The sequence below is a fragment of the Luteitalea pratensis genome (genome assembly GCF_001618865.1).
Lineage (GTDB): Bacteria > Acidobacteriota > Vicinamibacteria > Vicinamibacterales > Vicinamibacteraceae > Luteitalea > Luteitalea pratensis.
This window is the reverse complement of sequence record NZ_CP015136.1, coordinates 3,185,215-3,206,401: the sequence shown is the minus strand read 5'-3', so window position 1 is coordinate 3,206,401 and position 21,187 is coordinate 3,185,215. Positions and strand designations below refer to the sequence as shown.

Below are 21,187 nucleotides of genomic sequence, written 5' to 3'. Positions count from 1 at the left end.
CTCACGAGTAGACGAACTGCGCGGTCATCGTGGCCGCCTGGCTCACCTTCAGGCGAACCCAGTGCGCGGAGAAGCCGGCCGGGAACTCGTGGTGCACGTAGCCGCCGTCGGGCACACTCAGTTCCGCGTACGTGTGCCAGCGACCGTTGCCCATGAAGTCGACTTCGACGGTGACCTTCACGCTCGGCGCGCCCTGCTGCGACAGGTGCAGCACCTTCTTGTCGAAGCCGGTCATCAGGAACGGGTCGGACAGCGCGTTTGCTTCGACGCGATCCTCCCACCAGGGCCCGCCCCAGCCCTGCGGCTTCCCCCACCCCCACAGTTCGTCCTGGTGACCGAACCAGAGCCCCGACTGCGGCTGGCCGACGCTGCGATCGGTCTGGTCGCCACCGAGCACGAGCAGGCCGCGCCACGAGCAGAAGTCCGGAACCATCCTGAGGTGTCGCGCGACAGGCAGAATCCCCCACACGCGACCGTCGTACGAGAGCGACGGCAGCTCGTAGAAGAGGCCGTGAAGGTCCATCAGGAATCGCTCGGTCTGCACCTCGCGGATGCGCATCCACTCGGTGTTCCAGGCGTGATCGAACGTCTGCCCGCCCTTGGGCAGACGGTACGTGCTCCAGGCCCCATTGCGGAACACCTTGAGGATGGCCGACGCTCGATCCCAGCCGGTGGCGTAGATGGGCCGGCCGAAGGTGTCGGGCGCCCAGGCCTTCCCCATCACCTCGACGAACGGCTTGCGCTCGAGAATCGTCCACGTCTTGCCATCCCACTCGGCCAGTCGCCCGCCGGCGAGCTCGCGCTTGAAGTCGCGCTCGTCATAGGTGTTGTTGGCGACAACGACGCGACCGGCATCGGTGTAGGCGCTCTTGAAATGTGGACGCGTTCCCGCCGGCAGCTCCAGCACCTTCACGAGATCGAACAGCTGCCTGGCCTCGAGCGTCTTCACGTTCGCCTCGAACAGCAGTCCTTCCATCGTCAGGAAGTAGACCAGCTGGGCCGGATCGGTCAGGTGCTCCATCGTCGCGGCGAGACGATGTTTCGCCATCTCCGGGAAGGTGCGGACCACGCCCTTGGTGTCGATGATGTGGGGCCCGATGATCGCCTGGTTCGACGGATTGTGAATCAACCGGTTGGCGAACGTTCCGGTGACGCTGGCCGGATGGCGGCGCATCTCCATGGTCGCGTCCACCTCGTATAGCCCGAGGCCGGCGCCGGCGATGTGAGCCACGTAGCCGACAAACCAGAGACGATCGGCCCAGGGGACGAGCGCGCCAATGCCGGCTTCGGACCGCGGCTCATGCTCCGATACGACCGACAGATGCGGAAAGATGCCGCCGATCTGCGGACGCGGGGTTGGCGTCTGGGCCGCGGCGGTTGACGGCGCAGGTTGCGGCGCGCGCGCCGATTGCGCGCCGAGCCCTGGCACGTCGACCACCGTCGCGAGCAGCAGCGCCGCGAACACCACCAGGCGCGTCCGCGGCCGGCGATGCCCGGTGACGGCTGGCGTGACCGCACGTGGAATGAGGGGGCTTGGCATGTCTGGACAACCTCCGCGGCGCATCTTACGGCCGCGCCGCCGCTGATCGCACGACGTAGCTCGCGCCCGGCTCGATAGGGAAGGTCAGCGCAACGCCGTCGTGCACCGCCTCTACTGACACACCACCGCCAGTGACCACCGCCGGTTGGCGCCAGGACTCCACCTCGATGCGTACCGACGTGTCGCGCCCGTCGCGATGGTGAAAGGTCGTCGACGCCTTCGACGTTACGGGGTAGATGCGTGCGACAAGCCGCCCATCACGCTCCTCGACGACCACTCCGGTGCCGCCCACGAGCAGCGGGTTGCGGGTCACGGGAATTGCGTGCGCCGACAGCGTCGTCGGGCCCTCATAGGCAGTGCCGGTGTCGTAGTCGATCCATCGTCCCCGCGGCAGGTACACGTCGCGCGTGTTCGCGGTGGCGTAGTCGTCGCCGTAGAGCGGAATCGCCATCAGCGCGTCGCCAATCAGCCACTGGTACCCGCGGCGCGTGGTGTTCTCGAGCGCGTACACGGCTGGATCGTCAGGAAAGGCCAGCGGCAGCGGCGTCATGGTGAAGGGAAACCCGGTGCGATGGGTCTGCACGGCCGCGCTGTAGATGTAGGGATGCAGCCGCGCATGCAGCAATGTCGACTCGAGCATGATCCGGCTCACCTGATCGTCCTCGAGGTTCCAGGGGCCGTAGCCGACGGCCATCGAGGGATGCACGGACGCGTAGCGCGCGTTGCGCATCAGGTATTGCTTCAGCGCCGCGTCCGGGATCGTCCGCTTCCCCTGGGTCTCGGTGGCCGCTATCGTGCCGCCGACGATGTCCGGGTAGACGTAGGGGAAACCGCTGTAGGCCAGCGCCAGCCCGTTGATGGGCCCGCGATCCTGGGTTTCCCAATAGTTGAAGTCGTTGTACCGATGGAGATCGGCTGGCGAACCAAGATACGCGTTGCGCCCCATGACATAGGCGCCGCGGTCCATCAGCGCCGCGTTCACCGGGTCGATCTTGTCGTCGCGCAGGTCGTACTTGCCAAAGCCGTACAGATCTTCCTTGAACCCGTCGATGCCGTAGTCGAGCCACTTCTGGCACAGGGCCAGGTACCAGTCGACCGCGCCAGGCTTGAACGCGTCGAGCAGGTGCACGGGCACCCGCGGGAAGCCGATGGTGAACAGCGCCGGCTTGTCGTTGTCGGTCAGGAAGAACCCGCGCTGCACGCCCTCGGCGGCGAAGGGTCCGTCCGGAATGAACGCGATGCGCAGCCCGAGGGTGACCTTCAGGCCTCGGCGATGGAACGTGTCGATGAGGCCCTTCGGATCGGGATAGAGAGACGGATCCCACAGCCCGAAGCTCGTGGTCGCGTGGAAGCGCGGATCGTGACGAGGCCAGAATCCCGAGCCGATGACCATCCACCGCAGCGGGAAGCCCGCATCGAGATAGCGCGTGACGTTCTCGGTCACCGTGCGCTGGTTGGTGTCCCAGGCGAGTGCCCCCCACGCCTCCCACCCGACGCCGAACCACTCGTACTTCGGCTTGTACACCTTGTAGCCGCTCGCATTGCGGACGTCCAGGAACCGCTGGTAGATCTCCTGCGGCGTGCCGACGAAGTAGTGCAGCGCCGTCAGCTCGCGGACGTCGCGGCTCCCCTGCGCCTGCTCGGCGGCGGTGACCCTGACGACCTTCAGGCCGGGGTGGACGTTCACGTGCGCGACGCCCTGGCGAGGGGCGATGATGAAGTTGCTGACGAGGCGAACGGCACCGGAGCCAGCACTGCCCGCGCGGAACCGCTCGAGCTCGAAGCCCGTGAGCTCGGTCGTCGTGCGCTTGAAGGCGGCGTGGTCGGCCAGGCCGAAGGCGGGGCCGACGCCGCTCGTGCGGGCCACGATCGTGTAGCGCCCATCGGCGGCCGGCTTCACCGAGAGACGGAAGCCCGAGGGCTCGATGGTCATCGCCACTCGCGCTTCGATGCCATCGGCCGTGCGGACTGTCGCGTCCAGCCCGCGTGGGCTCACTGCAGCGTTGCTCGTCGACACCACGGCGCCGCCACCGCTTTCGGTGCGGATCTGCAACCCGGACTCGGCGTGTGGCGCGGCGAGGACGGTGCCATCGCGGCGCTCGATGCCGTAGCGGAATCCGGCGGGATCGATCCGGACGCGGAAGGTCGGCGCTTCGACGACGATCGGCGTCGTCCAGGGCGCAACGTGGCCCTGCGCGTGAGCCTCGGTCAGCAGCACTGCCAGTGCCGCTGCACCAGACAGGGTCCGCCAAAGGCGCCGAGCCGCGGCCCGCAGGCTGAAGACCAGGGCCACGATCAGAACACCAGCCGGGCGCCGAACTGCAGGATGCGGGCATCCCGGGAGGAGCTGATTAGGCCGAAGCTCGAGTTGACGTTGCGCCCGTCGGGACCTGCCTGGAACGATGTGTTCGGAAAGCCCAGGTTGACGGTATTGGTGACGTTGAAGGCTTCGGCTCTGAGCTGGAGCTTCACCCGCCCGCGAATCGAGACCTGTTTCAGGAGCGAGAGGTCGATGTTGAAGACGCCCGGTGTGCGCGCGTCCGGCAGGGTCCGGCTGACGTCTCCGAGTTCGAAGTTCGGTGGGTTCACGAACGCGTCGGTGTTGAACCAGCGCGCGGCTGTCGGATCATCGAGTTCAGCCCCGCCAAGATAATCGGGCCGGTCGGCGCGCTGGTTGTTCGCGCCGCGTATGACGAGCGGCAGGCCGCCCTGGATGGTGGTGACCGAGTTGATCTGCCAGCCCCCGAGAATGTGCGAGGCGACGCCACTCGTGAGCCACGGCTTGTCTGGGCCGAAGGGCAGCTCATAGACGCCGCTGATCACGAGACGATGACGCACGTCGGTCGGATCGAGTGATCGCTCCGCGCGCCGGTCGAACTTGCCGTTCTGATAGCCGACGGTTGTAACCTGCTCGACAGGCCCGAAGTTGATCGGGATGACGACGCTGTCGCTCATCAGCTTGCCAAAGGTGTAAGAGGTAAGCAACACGAAGCCGTCCGAGAGCCGCTTCTCCGCGCTGAGCAGAAGCGCGTGATACTCAGAGAATCCCTGGTGCGGGTTCCGGACGTTGATGTTGGCGTAGTAGGGATACGGGCGCAGCGACTGCAAGCGGCTGATGGTGGGCGCACCGAAGCCACCGGGCACGCGGCCGGCGTATGGGTTGGGCACCTGGTCCTGGAGCGCGAGGCCAAGCGAGTAGTACTGCGGATCGAGCTGGTTCAGGTCATAGCCGCCCGAGATCAGATGGGTCGCCCGGTTGGCGCTGTACGCCGCCTCGAGCAACCAGTTGCCGAACACCTGCTGCTGAAACGACAGCGTCCACTGATGTGACGCGATGTTCTTGCCGTTGGGCTCGTCGTAGCTGACGCCGCCGCCGAGGAAGGCGCTCGGTCCGAGCGCGGCGCCGAGTGGCTCGATGACCGGCGTCGGGAAGCCGTCCTGGAGGCGGAAGGCCGCCAGGTTCGCGTTTCCGCCCGGCGGGTTGTATTGAGTCGACGTATTGGCGAAGCCGTTGGTCGCGCCGAAGTAGTCGCGATGGAAGTTCGTCGCGTAGAACAGGCCGTAGCCGCCGCGGACGACGGTGCGGCCGGTGCCGAGCAGGTCGTAGGCAAAGCCGACGCGCGGCGCGAAGTCGTTGGTGTCTGGCTCAAGGAACGTGCCGCCGTAGTCGACGCAGGCGTACTCCATGCGCCCGAGCAGGCCATTCTCGGGATTGGTCGCGAACGGGTTGAAGTTCGACGTGGCGCAGCTGCGTTCCTTCGGCGGCGCCTGATAGTCGTAGCGCAAGCCAAGGTTCACCGTGAGCCGGCGACTCGCCTTCCAGTCGTCCTGCACGAAGCCGGTTGCCGACCAGGCCGTGTGGTCCTCGGGCAAGTGGGTCGTGGCCAACGCGGCCGCGTTCAAGTTGGGTGAAAAACCCACCGCTCCGAGCAGGAACGTGGCGAAGGCGGACCCGGTGCCGGCCTGGCTTTGCGGATTGCCGGTGAGACCAGCCGGGAAGTTGAAGTTGCCGGACGGCTGCTGGCGCTGCAGGTTGAGCGCCTGCTGATGCCGGAGGTCGGTGCCCAGCTTCAGCGTGTGCGAGCCCTTCACCCAGGTCAGCATGTCGAAGAATTGCCACGTGCTCGAATCGCGCTGACCGGCGGTGCCGGTGTTGAAGGGCTGGAGCCCGTTGCTGATGTTCGGAAAGGTGTCGCCGGGCACGCTCGAAGGAAGACCGAGCTGCGCCGGCCAGTCGCCGCCGAAGCTGGCAACGACGAACGGAAAGCCCTGACGGGCGTTGCTCAATCGCACTTCGTGAAGCAGGCCAGTGCCGAAGCTGTGCGTGTCGGAGACGACGAAGTTGTGGGTGGTCAGCGTGTCGTATCTCTTCCTGACGATCGGATCGGGCCAGGGCGACTGCGAGAAGCCACCGTCGGCATAGTGGCGGTAGTAGTTGTAGCGCGCCGAGAGGCTGTTCTGCGACGACAGCCGGTGGTCGACCTTGGTCGTCCACTGCCGCATGTCGCGCGTCTCGTCGAGGTTGTCGCGCCAGTTGTTCGCGTTGGTGAACGGGTTGTCGGGATCGCGATTCGCCAGCGGATAGAAGGGGAGAATATTCTGCGCGACCGGATCGAGCCGGTTGGCCGGGATGATGTTGTTCGGGAACGGATCGCGGATGAATCCCGCGCCATTGGGATTGGCCCGCGTCGTTGCCGGATCGTACAGGACGATCAACCGCCCGCTGGCGTCGCGCAGGTTGGAGAAATCGCCGCGCCGCATTGCATCGGTCGGCACCGTCTGGGTCGTCGGCTGCTCGCGCGAGAAGTTCCAGGCTTCGAAGTTGAAGAAGAAGAACGAGCGGTTGGTGCCGTTGTAGAGGCTGGGCAGCTTGATCGGACCGCCGATGGCTCCGCCTCCCTGGTTGTACTCGAACTGCGGCTTGTCGGTCGCGAAGGCATTCTTGGCGTCGAAGCGACTGTTGCGTACGAAGTCGTACAGGCTGCCCTTGAACTGATTGGTCCCGGATTTGGTGACGATGTTGACGACGCCGCCGGCGGTGAAACCGAACTCGGACGACATCGTGCTGGTCTGGACCTTGAACTCCTCGACCGCGTCGACCGCCGGGTTGACGTTGATGTCGGCCAGGTAGCTCTGGTTGTTCGTGGCGCCATCGAGGACGTACTGGTTGATGCCGCCCGGGCCGCCGTTGATGCTGATCGCCGAGAGGGCGACACCACGATCCGAGAAGCCGCTCTGGGTCGGCCCCGAGTTGGACTTGACGCTCGGCACGAGGGCCATCAGGGCGAGCGCATTGCGGCCGTTGAGTGGCAGCTCGGTGACGCGCCGGTTCTCGACCACTTTGCCGACCGTGGCGCTGCTCGTGTTCACCAGCGGCGTCGCGGCTCGCACCTCGATGCGCTCGCTGATCTCGCCAGGTTCGACCCGCAGGTCGACACGGGCGCCCTCGTCGACCTGCAGCGTGATGCCGGTCGCGACCGCAGTCTTGAAGCCGGCCTTCTCGGCGACGACGGTGTATTCGCCGACCGCCAGGCTGGGTGCGGTGTAGACGCCGGTGTCGCTGGTCCGTGCGGTCACCGCGGCCTGGGTGCCGACGTTGGTGATCGTCACGGTGGCGTCGTTGACCGCGCCGCCGCTACTGTCGGTCACGGTGCCGCTGATGCTTCCACGTCCCTGCTGCCCGGCTGCTGGCAGCGGCAGGAGCAAGACGGCAAGTGCCACGAGGCCGGTGCCCGCAAGGTGGCGGGCGTCGGCGCGAATGACAGCCGGTCGGTGAGCCGAATGGACGGATCGAGCCATGAGAACGAGCCAGCGCATCGCGTGTCTCCTGCCGCCTGACGTTGAGGGATGTGATGCACTGTCTCGCAGCCCGCAGAGGAATGTAAAGTAGAAAATTTCAGATTTCTCATTTTACAATCCAGTTGCGCCGTGGCATCCTGTCACCCGGTTCGGGGAACCCAGCGGTCCTGTCATGCCGGCGCCGTAGGGCGTCCGCGCCCCCGCTGCCACCAGCCCGATGATGAAGCGCCTGCCGCGACTGCCCCGCTCTCGAGCCAGCGATTCGGTGTTCGACATTTTGCGGGAGAACATCCTGGGGCGCGGGTTCCGCCCGGGCGACCGTCTCGACGTCCGCGCGCTCGCCGACCAGCTCGGCGTGAGCGCCACCCCGGTCAAGGACGCGGTGACCCGGCTGGCGGCGGAAGGGTTGGTGGAGATCCGTCCCCGCAGCGGCACCTTCGTCGCGGAACTGGCCGCCGACGCCGTCGCCGAGACGTTCGAGATCCGCCGCGCCCTCGAATGCCTCGCGGCCGAGCACGTGATCGGCCGGCTGACGCCCGACCTGTTGTCACGATTCACGGCGATCGTCGACGCGCTGGAGCGCCCGGTGTCGACCGACCGCGAGCGGGCGCAGCACGAGCAGAAGAACGTCGAGCTGCATACATTGCTCGTCGAGACCACCGGCAACCGGCGCCTGACCGACCTCTATCGGAGTCTCAATGCCCACCTGGTCGTCGCGCGCGTCCACTCGCGCCGGTCACCAGAGCAATCGCGACTCGATCAGGAGCGCCGCGAGCACCGCGCCATTCTCGAGGCGCTCGATGCGCGCGATGCGACGGCGCTCGTCGCTGCGCTCGATCGCCACATCCGGCGCGCTGGAGCCGCGCTCGTGGACGACGTCCGCGAGGCGGGAGTGGGCGCGGCATGAACGGCACGTCGATCGCGCGAGTCGAGGCATTTGCCATCCGCCTGCCACGCGACTCGTCCCGGGCCTCCGGTACCGCGGGCTCGCCTGTCACGCTCGATCCCTCGTCGCGGACGCGCTATCGCCGCGCCGCGACGTACCCCACCGTGTATTCGGACGACCTCGAGACGATGCTCGTCCGCGTCGAGACGTCCGACGGCGTCGTCGGGTGGGGTGAAGCGCAGGCGCCGGTGGGACCGGAGATCCCCCGCACGATCATCGAGGTGCTGCTCGGGCCGCTCGCCATCGGCGAAGACGCGCTCGCACCCGAGCGTCTGTGGAGCCGACTCTATTCGGCGATGCGCGTCCGCGGTCATACCGGCGGTTTCCTGCTCGATGCGATCGCCGCGATCGACATCGCCGTCTGGGACATCTGCGGCAAGACATCGGGACAGCCGGTGGCGCGTCTGCTCGGCGGCCCCTGCCACGATCCCGTACCCTGCTACGTTTCGGGGCTCCACGGCGACTCCGTCGAGGCTCGTGTCGAAGAGGCCCAACACCTGCGGGCGGGAGGCGCCGGCGCGTTCAAGCTGTTTCTCAGTCACGGCGAGCGCGAATGTCTCGACACGGTGCGCGCGCTCCGCGAGGCACTCGGCTCTGACGTGGGCCTGGCCGTCGATGCGCTCTGGAGGCTGGACGAGACGCGGGCGCTGCGTTTCGCGCACGCCCTGGCCGCGTTCGACGTGCTCTGGCTCGAGGCGCCGTTGGCACCGGAGGACGTCCGGGGCCATGCCCGGCTCGCCCGCCGATCCCCGGTGCGACTCGCACTCGGCGAGAGCTATCGCACGCGCTTCGAGGTGCTGCCCTATTTTGAACGGGGCGCTATCGGCGTGCTGCAACCTGATCTGGGACGCTCCGGGATCACCGAAGCGCGCAAGCTGGCGGTGCTCGCCGACACGCACCAGGTGCCGGTCGCGCCGCATGTGAGCATCGGGCTCGGACCGCAGATCGCCGCTGCCATACATTTCGCGGCGGCTACCCCCAATCTCCTCCTGCTCGAATGCAACCCCGGCGTGTTCGAACTGTCGGCCAGGCTGGCCCACGACGCGTTGGAGTGGAGCGTGGCCGGAGTGCCTGTGGGCCGCGAGCCGGGGTTGGGCGTCCGGATCGACGAGGACGCCGTCCGCCGGGTTGCGGTCGGCACGGCGGTGGCCACCGCCAGCCGTTGACGCCAGATCGTTTGGAACCGGCCCGTTGCGACCAGATGGCGTCGCTGAGGATCAGATCGGCATGACGAACTTCGCGGGCATCTTTCCGATTGTCAACACGACGTTCCGCGACGACGGCAGTCTCGATCTGGAGAGCCAGACGCGACTGGTGCGCTTCCTGCTGGACTCCGGCGCCCACGGCCTCGGGCTGTTCGGCACCGCGAGCGAGGGCTACACGCTCTCCAGCGACGAGCGGCTGCAGTTGATGCGGCTGATCCTGAAAGAGGTCGACGGGCGTGTGCCGGTCATCGTCAGCACGGGGCACACGGGCACGGATGTCGCCGTGGCGTTGAGCCGGCAGGCGGAGGCCGAAGGCGCCGACGCGCTGATGATCCTGCCGCCGTACTTCCTCAAACCGGACGCCGACGGCGTCTTCGAGTACTTCCGCGCCATCGACCAGGCGGTCGGCATCCCGATCATGGTGCAGGACGCGCCGCTCATGACCCAGGTGGCGATCGGGCCGGCGCTCCTCGCCCGCATGGCCCGCGAACTCGAACATCTGCGCTACGCCAAGATCGAGGCACCGCCTACCGCCCCGAAGATCACCGAGGTCCGGCGGGCCGCCGGCGACGACCTCGTCCTGTTCGGAGGCCTCAACGGGCAGTTCCTGTTCGAGGAGCTGGGCCGCGGCGCGCGCGGAACGATGCCGGGCAGCGATTTGACGGCGGTGTTCGCACGGTTGTGGCACTCGTGGCAGGCAGGTCGGCACGACGAGGCCCGCGCGGAGTTCGCGCGGCACCTGCCGCTCATTCGCTACGAACTGCAGCCGGGGCTCGGAGTGTCGGCGATGAAGCAGAACCTGTGCGAGTGGGGCATCGTCGCGACGACGCGCGTCCGCCATCCCACGCGCACGCTGGACGAGATCGGGTGCGAGGAGCTTGCTGCCCTCAGGCGCACGCTCGACCTGGCAGGTGTACGCCCGCCAGCCCCACCCGCCGTCTGAATCGGCCGGGCGGGCGAAGTTCCGCGAGACGCTGACGGGCTGCGTGCACGACGACTTGGGCCTGCTAAGCTCGGTCATCTGATTCAGAACACCGCACGCAAGGCGCTGCTACGTCCACGGATATTCTGGACTTTCGTGCGCGAGTTCTCGTCACTGGCGCCGCAAGGACGACTGGGCCGATGTAAACACGGGTCTCGATTGCCAGATTCGAAAACTGCTGCTGCCCCCGGTCGACCCGACGCAAGATTGTCCAAGCAGCCCTGCGTCTGGGGCCAGTAACGTCGCCCGACTGACGAGTGCGCGTTCGTGCACCCACCAATGCTCACCAGATAGTCCGTCTTGGACGTGGGTGAACCCGTTACGTTGACACACGGGACGGTCCGCAGCCCTGCATCACGCCGCTCTGAATAACATCGGGGCTTCAAGTAGACCAGCGCGACCGGGTCGGGACCGCTCCCCACCCGGTGCGTCACGCACGCGGTCGGTTCGTGAGAATCGGCTCTGACCGTTAGTTATCAGGGGGACACGTATGGCCCGTCGCGATGCGGCAAATCGTGAGGCCCCACTGCATCTCGAAGCGCGCGATCGGACGATTGCCCGTCCTCTTCGGGAACGTGCCATAGAGCTGTCCAATGGGCACCGTCGAGCCATCGGGATTCCCGTTAGGATCGGGATTCCCATTGGGATCGCTGCAATCGTCAGCGCACGGGGTCATCGTCCACTCGACGCAGCCTCCCAAACCCGTTGACACGCACGTCGTCAACATCTTCGACATTTCGGTCCCGTCTTCGGGGAATGGCTCATTGGCCACACCATCTCCGTCGTCGTCGAGCAGCGCGTTGCCACGGAAGTGGAGGCCGTAGTCGCTGACGCCCGTTCCATCGTTGTTGGGCCATACGAAGCGGACTGACCGGACTTCCGGGGTTCCTGGCTCGATCGTCAGCAGGCTGCCGCCGCCCGTGGGCGTCAGCACGCTGAACGTCACGTTGTGCTTCGGGGTTGTGGTCAGTGTTACCTGTGCTGGCGCCGTTTGCCCTCCGAACAGGTCCAGCCAGGTGCCGAAGAAGAAGTTGATCTGGCGCTGCGTTCCCGTATTGAACGAGAAGTTGCCTGCGTCGTCGAAGCTGCCGACGTACGGTAGTGGTGGGATGACGTCGCCATCGTCATCGTCATCGCTCCGGATCGTGTCGCCCAGGTTGTCGTGGAATTCTGCTGTGCCGCTGGACGACGATGGCGGCTTCGCAGAACCCGGTTCGTGCACGAGGAACACAGTCGCCATGGCCAGGACGATCGAAACGATGTGAAGCGGTCGGTGTCGAGTCATACGCTCCCCCTTGTAGGCCCTGAAACACCAAAGCCCGCAAGACCGAACGCGACTCGTCCGACAAGACGTTCGGGGCTATCATGGGCACCTTCATGCCGGACGAGGGGAAGGCCACCGAAACCGGCCTGCTGCTGGAGCGGGCTCGGGGTGGCGACCGCGACGCGCTCGAGCGGGTGCTCGACCGCTATGTGCCACGTCTCCGACGATGGGCGAGCGGGCGCCTGCCGCAGTGGGCGCGCGACTGCATCGATACCGACGACCTCGTTCAGGAGACCGTGCTCCACACGCTCCGTCACGTCGATGGCTTCGAGCCACGTGGGCCAGGCGCGTTCCACGCGTACGTGCGCCAGGCCCTCGCGAACCGCATCCGGAACGAACTGCGCAACGCCGCGCGTCGACCGGCCATCGGCGGTCTCGATTCGAATGCCGCCGCGGATCAACAGTCACCGCTCGAAGAGGCGATCGGCCGCGAGCGTCTCGACCGCTACGACGGCGCGCTCGCGCGACTCGAGCCCTCCGAGCGCGAGGCCGTCGTATCGCGCGTCGAACTTGGGCTGAGCTACCAGGAGCTTGCGGAGGTCACGGGCCGCCCCTCGGCGGATGCGGCCCGCATGGCGGTCGGCCGGGCCCTCATGAAGCTGGCCGCGCACCTGCGCGCCGGCGCGGTGGAGTCTTGAGCGCGTTCGGTTCCGGTGCCCTGGGGGTTTGATCAGGCCGCTCCGTCATGCCCTTGCACGAGAATCCGGACGAGCGGCGCCTCCTCGATGCCGCGCTTGCCATCGCCGATGGCGCCGCGGTCGATTGGTCCAATCTCGCTTTGTCGACGCCGGAGCCGGCGGCGGCCCTGATCGACGGGCTTCAGTTGCTCGAAGCCGTCGCGCGCGCTCACGAGGCTGCGATGTCGCCGGTCGAAGGCCTCTACGAGCGGCGCGAACACGATTCGCTGTTGCACCCTGAGGGACGCACGCGTGAAGCCGATGACGACCCCGGTGTCGTCTGGGGTCCGCTGACCGTCATCGAGAAGGTCGGGTACGGCTCCTACGGCGACGTCTATCGCGCCTGGGACACGCGCCTCGATCGCGAGGTCGCGCTCAAGCTCCTGCGTCACCGCGCAGCCGTCGAGGGCGAGCTGGGTCGCGCGGTCATCGACGAAGGCCGGCTCCTCGCCCGCGTCCGCCACCCGAACGTGGTCATCGTCCACGGAGCCGAGCGCATCGACGGTCGCGTCGGCATCTGGATGGAGTTCATCCACGGCCAGACGTTGGCAGCAGAGCTCGAGGAGCGCGGCCCGTTCGACGCGGTCGACGTCGCACGGATCGGTGTCGCCTTGTGCAGCGCGTTGGCGGCCGTGCACGACGCCGGACTCCTGCATCGCGACGTGAAAGCGCAGAACGTCATGCGGGATCGATCAGGACGAGTGGTGCTCGGCGATTTCGGCACCGGCATCGAGCTCGCCAGCGACGATGCGCCGGCGAGCGTGAGGGTTGCGGGTACGCCACTCTATATCGCACCCGACGTCCTCGACGGCACGCCGGCGTCGGTGGCGAGCGATCTCTACAGTCTCGGCGTGCTGCTCTATCACCTCGCGACAGGCGAGTTCCCTGTCGAGGGGCGATCCGTTCGTGAGGTACGTGACTCGCATCGCGCAGGCCGCCGTACCCTGCTTGTCAGTCGGCGGCCCGATCTCGACCCGAGCTTCGTTGAGATCGTGGACCACCTGCTGGACGCCGGACCGGACCGGACGTACGGCAGTGCCGCAGCCGCCGGCGTCACGCTTTCACAATGGCTCGACGCACCGGCACGCCCGAGCATGCCCGTCGCGTCGTGGTGGCAGCGGCCCCGGACGGTCGCCGCCGCGAGCATCGCGCTGGCGCTTGCGATCACGACGTTCAGTCTGCGGGAATACATTCCAGCCCTGCGGAGTACCCTGCCGCGCGTCGGCTGGGGCTCGACCGTCCATCGCTTGATCACGAAGGATCCTGATTGCTTCGGACCTGTGTCACCGGAGGGCCGCTTCGCTGCCTGTGTGGAGGTCGTCTCCCGGAACATTGCCACGGTTGATCTTGCGACCGGGCATGTCACGCGTGTCACCTCTACGGGTTCGCGCGAGCGCCGCGAAGGCGGTGTCGACCCAGCTATTTCGCCAGACGGTGCGCACCTGGCCTATCGATGGATTCTGCCCAACGCGCCGGAGGAGATCCGGATTTCACCGAGCGGGGGCGGGGCCGAGCGTGTGGTGCAGCGGGCTGGCGCTGGTCAGGCGCTCGCGTTGTTTGGATGGCGCCCGGGCAGCCAAACGCTCGTTGTACATCAAAGAAGCGGACCGGAGCATCGACTGCTGCAACTGGACGCACGGACCGGCCTCACGAACGCCAGCGTGGCGCTCGACGGTGTGACTGCGGACGACTTCGTTCGACTCTTCGGCTGGTCCCGCGGGAACGCCGTAGTTGGCGTGCAGTCTCGCCGGCTACGGTCGGTTCGCGTGGTCGTGGCGTCCCACGACGGGATCCGCTCCATCGCCACACTCGACAGCGCTCCTCAATTCGCGACGGTTTCCGAAGACGGGCGATGGCTTGCGTACGACGCGCTCCAGAATCCGCAGGCACCGGAGCGGGACATCCGCTTACTGGATCTCGACACAGCCCGTGTGCATCGCGCCATCGCACACCCAGCGAACGACGTGGCACCGATCTGGATGCCCGACGGTGCCCATCTGCTGTTCAGCAGCGATCGCGCCGGGCCGATGGGCTTGTGGGCGGTCGCCGTGCGCGACGGCGAGCCGGTCAGCGAGCCCGCGCTCATCAGAGACCTGGGTCGTCGGCACCTCGCGCCGATCAGGGTGGCCCAGGATGGCACCCTCTTCTATCAGACACGCACGAGTCCCTTCGATGTGCTCACCGCGGACGTCGATCCGGCGTCTGGCGTGGCGTCGGCGCCGGTGCGACTCGATTCGCCTTTTGCCGAGGACCACGTGTCGCCGGAATGGTCGCGCGACGGCGCATCGCTCGCCTACGTCTCGGCCCGTGGGCCCTTCTCGGGCGACCCTGGAGCTACCCGCATTGCGATCAAGGACATGCGCCGGAACACGCTGCAAGAGTTCGTCCGAGAGCTGCGCTTCGCAAGCGCCCGGCTGCGATGGTCGCCTGACGGGCGGACACTGGCAATGCGCGGCGCGGTGGACGGCGTCTGGGGTATTCATCTGTTCGACGCAGCCCAGGGAGGCCTGGTGCGGACGCTCAGGCCGCCAACGACCTCGCGTTTCGTCGAGGACGCGCTCGGCGACCTCGGGTGGGGCACGGACGGCCACACATTGATCGTGGCGCGCGACGCGGGTATCTCCAGCATCGATCTGGCCACTGAGCAGGTGGCAGATTTGGTGAGCCCAGATGAAGGAGCCGTGCAGGCCCTTGCCGTGTCGCCGGACGGGACTGGCATCGGCTATTCGACCAGCAACTCGGACGGCTCGTGGTCGATCAGGTTGGCCTCTGTCGCCGGCGGGCCACCGCGCGAGTTGCTCCGCGAAGCGAAACCTGTCATCGCATTCGTTCAGTCATGGACACCGGACGGACAGGATCTCCTCTACACCCGCTGGGCCAGCGACGTCGAATGGCGGAAGCGCCGCGAGGAGCTCTGGAAAGTCCCGGTCGCGGGGGGTCCGCCTCGCTCGATGGGGCTGGTTGTGCCGGGCATGCGGGAAGTGCGGCCCAATCCCGATGGCCGACCGTCTCGCGTTCACGGCCGGCCACGAAACCCTGGAAGTCTGGGCCGTGCAGGGATTCGAGCACGAACTGCCGTTGGCTAGAAACTGAGGCGCGCGGCGACGCGAAGAAGTCTGGGGTCGGTGTAGTTAAGCAGCAACCCGAATTGCGAGCCCGAGGAGCCAAAGACCGAACGCGGCGTGGACTGGTTGGTCACATTCAGTACGTCGGCATAGAGGCCGAACGTCCCGCCGATGGCGGGCACTCGCATCGTCTTCTCAATTCTCAGGTCGAGATTGCGGACCGAAGGGAGCGTCCGCGAACCGCGCGGCTCGACACGGACAGTCAGAGGACTAAGCGCGAGGTCGGCGGAGGGAAAGCTCACTTGCCGTTCCCATCGTGTTCCGCTGTGCGCACGGAAAACACCGGAGACGAGGAATCCGCCCCACCATGGCGCTCGCCACGATCCGAGAAGTTTCACCTCACTGAAGTCGAACGGGGCTCGCCCCTCGGCGTTGATCTGTGCGTTCGGGTTCAAGAACACGCCAGGATTGGTCGTGCCCACCTGCTGGCCTGTGTCGTTCTCGCCAGCGTTGGTGAAGTCCGTATTGCCAATGGTTCCGTCCGTCCTCGCCCTGGTCACCGAGGCCTGCGCCTGCCAGCCGTCGCCGTAGGTTTTTCGCACGACGAGCTGGACACCGTCGTACCGACGAAACGCGCCATCGGGATTGGTATAGAAGTAGAACTCGTTGCCCTGCATTGTCTGCTTGAACACTTGCAGCAGTCCGACATCGTCCGCGGTACCAGCGCGTCCGTCCGGACCGGGATCCAGGCGTGCGGTGGGTAGCCATTCGGATCGCGTATCGACCAGGGACATGAAGTTGTCGAATTGTCGACCGACGTAGAGCGCCTGCAGGAGGAAGCGGCGCGCGAAGGTCTGCTCCAGCCCGACGACGACCTGGTCGACGAACGAATGCGAGATGCTCGGATCGATGGCCCTGTTGTCGGTGGACGGTGTCACGCGGAGCGTTTCGACGTAGGTCCCGTCCGGCAACGCCTGAAGGAAGATCTCCGGGCTGACCCGCGTCGTGTCGACGAAGGCCACCCGATTGAGTAGAAGTGAGTCCGCGTAGCGCCCGTAATGAGCCTTGAATACGGTGGCGTGGCGTTGGTCCACGTCCCACGCGAGCCCGACGCGCGGCGCCACCGGCGTCGTCTCGAAGACCTGGCCCAGGCCGGGGACCGAGGCGCGATGATGATCGGCCCGCAGGCCAGCAGTCAACGACAGTCGCCGCCCGATCTGCCACTGATCCTGGATCCAAAGGGCCGTACGGCGCCCGGTGGCCGTCGTTTCATTGCCGTGCCATTCGTACGCGCCGGTTGGCGTGCCATCCAATGACCGGTACTCGATGTCGCCGGGAATGCCCGTGCGCGCCCCGGAACGGCTGGCAGCGTGCTCGACGCCAGCCTTGACCTGATGCGTTCCCGCTCGCGATTCGAGGACGCGCGTCATTACGATCCGCGCGCGGACATCCCGTGGCTCCTCGTCCGAGTAGCTGCGCGCGTTGCCCGTCAAGCCCAGACGGAAATCGAGCCTCGGCGGTGGCGCGACACGACTGTTGGGCGGGTGTGGATCCACCGCACGGAAGGAGTCGTAACCTCCAATGCTCGCTTCGATCAGTGTCCGCGGGCCCTCGGTCCAGGTGGATTTCGCGCTCCAGGTCCAATCCCTTTGACGAACGTCTGACGATACCTCGATCGGGAAAGCCGGGCCGACGTTGAACGCTTCCTGCTCGGCGTTGTTGCGAGCGACGAACCCTTCGAGCCGCAGGTTGTCGCGCGGGGCGGCCGTCAGCCGGCCGAGTGCCCGCGCGGTGCGATCCGACCGCTCTCCCGGTCCTGCGAAGCCTGACGGCCGATCGTTCAGCCAGTGATAGTCGAGTCCACCGAAGTACCACAGCCGATCGCGACGAATCGGCCCGCCGTGCTGCGCGTCGAGCTGCCACCAGGAGAGGATGCGCCTGGGAACGACATCCTCGCTCGACTCGGCCCAGTTCGGCCGCACCAACCAGGCGTCCACGCCGCCATGGAACTGATTGCCGCCGGCCCGAAGCACCGCATTGGCGCTCACACCCGTCGATTCTCCGTGCGCGACGTCGGCACCGAGGACCGATATTGTCAACTCCTGCAGCCACTGATACGGGAAGGCCACCCATGCCTGCTGCCGCCGCGGCTCGGTGACCGAGACGCCCTCCACGTACAGCGCGTTGCTCAGAATCGTCCCGCCGAATCCAGCGCTGCGCGTGACACCCGGGGCCAGGTTGATTAATTCGGCGAACGAACGGTTGGTCGGCAGATCGTTCAGGAAGTTCGAGTCGATCGTGGTGACGAACGACGCGGTCGTGACATCCACGAGGGGACCCGACACATCGACCCGCTCCGCAGCGGCGACCGCCGTCATCGTGACGTCGATGGTCAGCGTCGAACCAGCCGAGACTTCGACGTTCTCGCGGATGGCGTCGGCCAGCCCTGGGAACTGAACGCGAATGCTGTACGGTCCCGGCAGCAGACTCAACACGCGATACCGACCGAGAGCATCCGTCCGCGTCAGACGCGGGCCTCCAATCAAGCTGGAACTCGTCACCTCTATTTCCGCCTCGGCAAGCGCGGCCCCGCTGGCGTCCTGGACTGTTCCGACGAGGGTGCAGGGCTGCAGCCCTTGCGCCTCGAGGAGGCCCGCCTGACACAGGGTGACGAGCATGACCAAGCTGCTGGACAGCGCGTCGCGCAGGAACGACCAGTGGCGCGTCATCACGGCCGGGTCGATCGTGCACTCGCCCATACCGACGCCGCGCAGGTTGTATCGATGGAAACCAACGATGGTGAGGGTGAGCATCACAGCTGCCGCCGTGTGGAACCAGCGGCGTCCCACCGGGGCGCCCACGCTGGTGGCCGAGGGACGGAGGCGGCCCGAGAAAGCAGACCCTCAGTCATCGTCTCTCCTCTGCTGACACGCTGGCACTCGGGTCAGACCGCACCTTCAGGCCGGACTTTGCTCGGGGCAACCGTGCGAAGTATAGCCACACCTCATCCGTTCCATGCCTTCCGCGAGGACTGTCAGGCAAGACCAAGCGCCCGGTGGTTGGCAAGCGTGTCCTCATGGACGCATCCCACCTCGCCGTGGTGTCTACCGAATACGTCAGGCAGTGCGCGGCTTACGGCACTGCAGGCCGGTCGACTGCATAGTGCTCCACAGCGTCGAGCGGAAGGCCACTGGTGGCGGCCTCAGGGGCTGCGGCCGTGCGCGGCAGCCGCGGCACCGACCGTGACGGTTAGTGGATAGCTACGATGGCCCCCGGCACGCGGCAGCGGGAAGTCTTGCTGACTGTCTCGTACGCGCGGTGGGTGAAGCATTCCTCCACTTTGGTGGAACCCTCCCGTAAACCACCAGATCGGGCACGGTGTCCCGCCGCCTCCAAAATACCTCCAACCTTCGCGCCTTCTTGGCGAAGGTTGCCGCGCCGGAGCTTTAGCGAAAGCGGGCCGGCGATGAGCCTGACGCGCCCCGCTCCTGGCAATGACTCCCGCGAAAACGCGACCGGACGTCTTTCAGGGTGCGCGTCGCAGGCCGCTACTTCACCACCGGCATCTCGATGAAGCTCGCCTTTCCGCTCGCGTGCCAGATCCTCTGCTCAGCCGCTTTGTAGTCCTCGGGCTTCGCGTTGAAGATGTTCGGCACGAAGGTCTGCGGATTGCGATCGTAGAGCGGGAAAAGCGAGCTCTGCACCATCACCATGACGCGGTGCCCCGGCAGGAACGTGTGGTTGACCTGCGGCAGGTCGAACTTCACGAGCTCCGGCTGGCCCGGCGTGAACGCTTCGGGCTTCTCGAAACTCTTGCGATAGCGGCCGCGGAAGATGTCGATGCCCAGTGGCAACTCGTAGCCCTTCCATCCGTCCTCGGCGCTTTCCGGAAACACATCGATGATCTTCACGACGAAGTCTGCGTCGGTGCCCGACGTCGACGCCATGACATTGACGACCGGCGTGCCGCTCATGCGCAGTGGTTGATCCAGCGCATCGGTCACGAACGTGATCACGTCGGGACGCCCGTCGACAAAACGCTGATCGGTCACCAGCCACGTCCGCCAGTTGTCGCGGGTCACCGGACGCGGGAGATACGGCACCGGCTTGGCCGGGTCTGAGACGTAGCTCGTGAACTCGGCGCCAGATCGGGGAGCGTCCCAGCTGAGCGCGTTGCCCGCGGTGAGATACAGCGGCTGCGACGTGCCGGCGCAACCCTTCGCACAACTGAGCGGCCACCTGTCGAAGCGGTCCCAGTGATTGCCGCTGGTGTTGTAGATCAGAACCGGCGGCGTCGTCGCTCTCGGCGCGCCGTCCACGAGGTACTGCGCGAAGAACGGCATCATGACTTCGCGGCGAAAGTAGTGTGTCGTGTCGCCGTCCCACACGAATGGGCCCAGGGCACGGCCTTCACGATTCACCTGGGAGTGGAACCACGGCCCCATCACCAGGTAGTTCATGGTGTTGGTCTGGTCCCTCGGTTCGGCGGCGCGGAAGCTGTGAATCGCGCCCCACATGTCCTCCTGGTCCCACAATCCCTGCAGCCACATCGTCGGCACGCTGAGAGGCGTGTGGCCCGGCAGTTGGTCGAGCGCCTGCGACTGCCAGAAGGCATCGTAGGCGGGATGCGACTCGACGGTCTTCCAGTACGGCAGTTTGTCGGCGCCGAGAAAACGCGCCACGTCTCCTGTCGAACCACGCCGGAGAAATGCGGTGTAGTCGTCGGCCGCGCCATGGGTGACGTTCGTCTCGGCGCCGCGGGCGGTCGTCTGTCGCAGGAAGTAATCGAGGTTGGTCTGGCGGAACGCGCCGTAGTGGAACCAGTCGTCGCCCATCCAGCCATCGGTCATCGGGCTTTCGGGCAACGCAACTTTCAGCGCGGGATGCGGGTGGAGCAGGGCCATCTGCACGGTGTAGCCCTCATAGCTGGAGCCGAGCATGCCGACGCGCCCATTCGACTCGGGCACGTTCTTCACCAGCCAGTCGATCGTGTCGTAGCCGTCGGTGGTGTCGTCCGCGCCGGTCGCATTGAACGGGCCCACCGGCGGCGGCGTCATCAGATACGCGCCTTCACTGTGGTATTTGCCGCGGACGTCCTGATAGATGCGAATCCATCCGGCGTTGACGAACACTTCGTCGGGCAGGCCGAGCTGGTTGATCAGTCGAGGCGAATCGACAGGTTCGGCGCGCGGGCCCGCTCCTCGGCCGCCGCCGGCCGGGGCCGTGGCGTTGCCGGTGGCGTTCGGTACGCGACGAGCGGCAGCGCGAGCCTCTGCGTTGTAGCACGTGCGCGTCAGAATCATCGGCACGTTCTTCGCGACCTTCGGAATCAGGATGACCGTGTAGAGCTTCGTCCCGTCGCGCATCGGTACCATCTCGACGCGGCGCACGTAGTCCCACTCGGGCTTGGTCTCCGGGCCGGTGGCGACAGCCTTGGGGGGCGCGGCATTGGGAATGTGATTTCTGATCTCAGTGGTCTGCCCCAACGCGGGAACAGCCGCCAACGTCAGCGCAGCGACAAGTGCAAAGACCTTCATCGTGGCGAGTCTCCTGTGCCAATGAGTATGGCAGAAGGGCGGCTCAGCTTATCTTGCAGGACAGGTGCGATGCGGACTCTTCACGGATTGGCGCGCGAGGTTCTATGTCCTG

11 protein-coding genes are annotated in these 21,187 nt (G+C 66.4%); 5 read left to right on the top strand and 6 right to left on the bottom strand.

Annotated elements, in window-relative coordinates; all coding sequences use genetic code 11:
- Window position 1: 1 nt before the first annotated feature.
- From LuPra_RS13160 to LuPra_RS13150, 3 genes are read right to left on the bottom strand one after another with little or no spacing between them, the layout of a single operon-like run.
- A complete protein-coding gene (locus LuPra_RS13160; protein WP_234800871.1) occupies window positions 2-1,540 on the bottom strand; it encodes a hypothetical protein in 1,539 nt (512 codons plus the stop codon).
- 25 nt (window positions 1,541-1,565) lie between these two features.
- On the bottom strand, window positions 1,566-3,833 hold the full coding sequence (locus LuPra_RS13155; protein ID WP_110171173.1) for a TIM-barrel domain-containing protein: 2,268 nt from the start codon (window positions 3,831-3,833) through the stop codon (window positions 1,566-1,568).
- Window positions 3,834-3,835: 2 nt separating this feature from the next.
- Window positions 3,836-7,357: a TonB-dependent receptor gene (locus tag LuPra_RS13150; protein ID WP_110171172.1), complete on the bottom strand. Its 3,522-nt coding sequence runs from the start codon at window positions 7,355-7,357 to the stop codon at window positions 3,836-3,838.
- A 199-nt stretch (window positions 7,358-7,556) separates the two neighbouring features.
- On the opposite strand from LuPra_RS13150, the gene LuPra_RS13145 reads away from it, so the two are divergent.
- The 3 genes from LuPra_RS13145 to LuPra_RS13135 all read left to right on the top strand — a co-directional run bounded on the left by LuPra_RS13145 (window position 7,557) and on the right by LuPra_RS13135 (window position 10,433).
- A complete protein-coding gene (locus tag LuPra_RS13145; RefSeq protein ID WP_110171171.1) occupies window positions 7,557-8,246 on the top strand; it encodes a GntR family transcriptional regulator in 690 nt (229 codons plus the stop codon).
- Window positions 8,243-9,451, top strand: coding sequence for a mandelate racemase/muconate lactonizing enzyme family protein (locus tag LuPra_RS13140; protein WP_110171170.1), 1,209 nt, complete (start codon window positions 8,243-8,245; stop codon window positions 9,449-9,451). The genes LuPra_RS13145 and LuPra_RS13140 overlap by 4 nt, the downstream gene beginning before the upstream one ends.
- A gap of 61 nt (window positions 9,452-9,512) precedes the next feature.
- Window positions 9,513-10,433 carry a dihydrodipicolinate synthase family protein gene (locus tag LuPra_RS13135; RefSeq protein WP_110171169.1) on the top strand — a complete coding sequence of 307 codons (921 nt, stop codon included), beginning with the start codon at window positions 9,513-9,515 and terminating at the stop codon, window positions 10,431-10,433.
- Between the two features lie 508 nt (window positions 10,434-10,941).
- Here LuPra_RS13135 and LuPra_RS13130 read toward each other — a convergent pair.
- Window positions 10,942-11,757, bottom strand: a complete 816-nt coding sequence (locus LuPra_RS13130) for a hypothetical protein (RefSeq protein WP_157899117.1) — start codon at window positions 11,755-11,757, stop codon at window positions 10,942-10,944.
- Window positions 11,758-11,837: 80 nt separating this feature from the next.
- Between LuPra_RS13130 and LuPra_RS13125 the strand changes: the two genes are divergently transcribed.
- Both LuPra_RS13125 and LuPra_RS13120 read left to right on the top strand, forming a co-directional pair.
- On the top strand, window positions 11,838-12,434 hold the full coding sequence (locus tag LuPra_RS13125; RefSeq protein ID WP_110171167.1) for an RNA polymerase sigma factor: 597 nt from the start codon (window positions 11,838-11,840) through the stop codon (window positions 12,432-12,434).
- Between the two features lie 47 nt (window positions 12,435-12,481).
- Window positions 12,482-15,559, top strand: a complete 3,078-nt coding sequence (locus LuPra_RS13120) for a protein kinase domain-containing protein (protein WP_110171166.1) — start codon at window positions 12,482-12,484, stop codon at window positions 15,557-15,559.
- On the opposite strand, the gene LuPra_RS13115 is transcribed toward LuPra_RS13120, so the two are convergent.
- Both LuPra_RS13115 and LuPra_RS13110 read right to left on the bottom strand, forming a co-directional pair.
- Complete coding sequence (locus LuPra_RS13115) at window positions 15,556-18,351, bottom strand: TonB-dependent receptor (protein ID WP_110171165.1); 2,796 nt, start codon at window positions 18,349-18,351, stop codon at window positions 15,556-15,558. The two genes, LuPra_RS13120 and LuPra_RS13115, sit on opposite strands and share 4 nt — an antisense overlap.
- A 735-nt stretch (window positions 18,352-19,086) precedes the next feature.
- Window positions 19,087-21,075, bottom strand: a complete 1,989-nt coding sequence (locus tag LuPra_RS13110) for a CocE/NonD family hydrolase (protein WP_110171164.1) — start codon at window positions 21,073-21,075, stop codon at window positions 19,087-19,089.
- Window positions 21,076-21,187: the final 112 nt, after the last annotated feature.